Raw genomic sequence first — 1,844 nt, 5'->3', positions numbered from 1 at the left:
CTCTTAATCCTGTTGGCTTCAGTTTTAGCTTTCTCTTCACGCCATATTAGCATAAGTAACCCCTTTAGAATTGAACTAGAAAATTTATTTAAAGAGCGGGAGGAAATAAAAAAGAGACTCGATGAAACTCCCATACAAAACAATATTTTTAACACAATACAATTGAACCTAAACCAAACTACTGAATACTATACCATAAATAAGAGTCAGGCTAGAAGCAGCTTTAGGATAAGCGTCTTTGCAATTATTACAGGGTTAATAACAATCCTAACTGGCATTTGGTTATACTATTTTAAAAGCAATCCTAGCATAGAGATTTCCATCATAACAACAGTATCTGGAGCGCTTATTGAATTTATAGGTGGATTGTACTTCCATATTTACAACAAAAGTATAAATCAATTGAATTTCTTTTATAATAAACTGGAGAAGATGCAGGATACAATGTTAGCCGTCGAATTGTGTAATGGTATACAAGATGAGAATAAGAGGCTTGAATTACAAGAGAAAATAGTTACAACTCTATTAAGCAGGACTACCAGTTAACATAAAGGGAAGTAAAACTAATAATCCCTTCTTCAAATCCCTGCTTTTCTAGCTTAAAAAGCAGGGATTATTAAAATCACAGTTTTATTAGTTATTGTGCAGCCATGTTTTGGGTTCTAACCCATGTTCATTCATCCGCTCCAATATCCAATAAGAGAGAGCCTATACTAGGTTAACTTCTTGTTTCAATAAGCGTAATTCTATTTTTTTCAGTAACATTCTTACGGTAACAATCCAAATATACGGAAACCTTTGTCACTACTGTATTCGTAATATGTTTATTATAGTTACCATATAAGTACACTCTATCAATAACATTTAAAAAAAGCAGTAAGCTTACGCTTAATGCCTTTAACAAAAAATATTATCAAATTACAGTATGAGTCACATTGTTAGGAAAATTTTCGAATTGACGTTCATTAACTTTATATTCCAAACTTTCAACTTCAAAAACTTCTCCAGTTCCTTCTAAATATTTAACGTTATCGGAGTCGAATACAACAACATTATGTCCTTTACCTACAGAACTATTAAATATTACTCCAACAAAGCCAGCTTGTCTTATTACTTCAGTTATAAATTGTGTAAAGAGATATTTCTCTCTTTCTTCTGGTGTAATAGGTATTGATAACTTTTTACCAATATCATTTAAGAAAATAAAATTTTCAATGTCATCTTCACTTTCGAAAAAATTCATTATACTAATTTTCCTAAAATCGGCAAATTTCAACCTTTTATTTAATCTGAATTTTCCAAGGGATATAAAATGCCCGGGATGTGGTCTTATTTCAGCAATAGCTGTATCTTTTTTCGAAGCTAGGTAAACATATGAAATTCCTGCTCTACTTAACCTTGCTGGTTGAGCTTTTGGTGGTGGTGGAGCACCGATTTGCTCATTAGTAAAAGGAACAAAAAACTCCCTTTTCTCTGTTTCAGTTATATCATTTAAATCCATATCATAATTAAAAATCTTTTTGTCATATCCTATTCTTGCTCGATATAATTCTTCGGTTGGGTCTAGATAATTGGTAATTTCTTTTTCGAATTTTCTCAATAGATTTAGAGCATCTCCTTCAACTTTAAACTGGTTTTCCTTTTTTAGTCTCTCTTCAAGTTTACTAATTATGATAGAATTCTCATCCTGTAAATTTTCAGCAAAGTAACCTGAGTGCAAATCATAACCCCTATATAATGGAAGTCCGTTTTTAGATTTCACATATGAATCTTCTTCCAAAGCGAAAATTAAAATATCTAGACATTGTAGATACTTGAATTCATTTTTTAAGATTGGATTATCC

The 1,844-nt window shown here is 31.2% G+C and carries 2 protein-coding genes; one reads left to right on the top strand and one right to left on the bottom strand.

Annotation, left to right across the window (positions count from 1 at the left end; genetic code table 11):
* Positions 1 to 546 (top strand): TRADD-N-associated membrane domain-containing protein (locus AC1DUW_RS27515; RefSeq protein ID WP_477644012.1); only part of this gene is annotated, 546 nt, incomplete at its 5' end.
* Positions 547 to 913: 367 nt separating this feature from the next.
* Here AC1DUW_RS27515 and AC1DUW_RS27510 read toward each other — a convergent pair.
* On the bottom strand, positions 914 to 1,844 hold a 931-nt coding region (locus AC1DUW_RS27510), incomplete at its 5' end, for an RES family NAD+ phosphorylase (RefSeq protein ID WP_477644011.1).

Source organism: Peribacillus sp. P4_C12, assembly GCF_056402095.1.
Note: the sequence above shows the minus strand (reverse complement) of the source record. Positions and strands in the feature narration are given on the sequence as shown.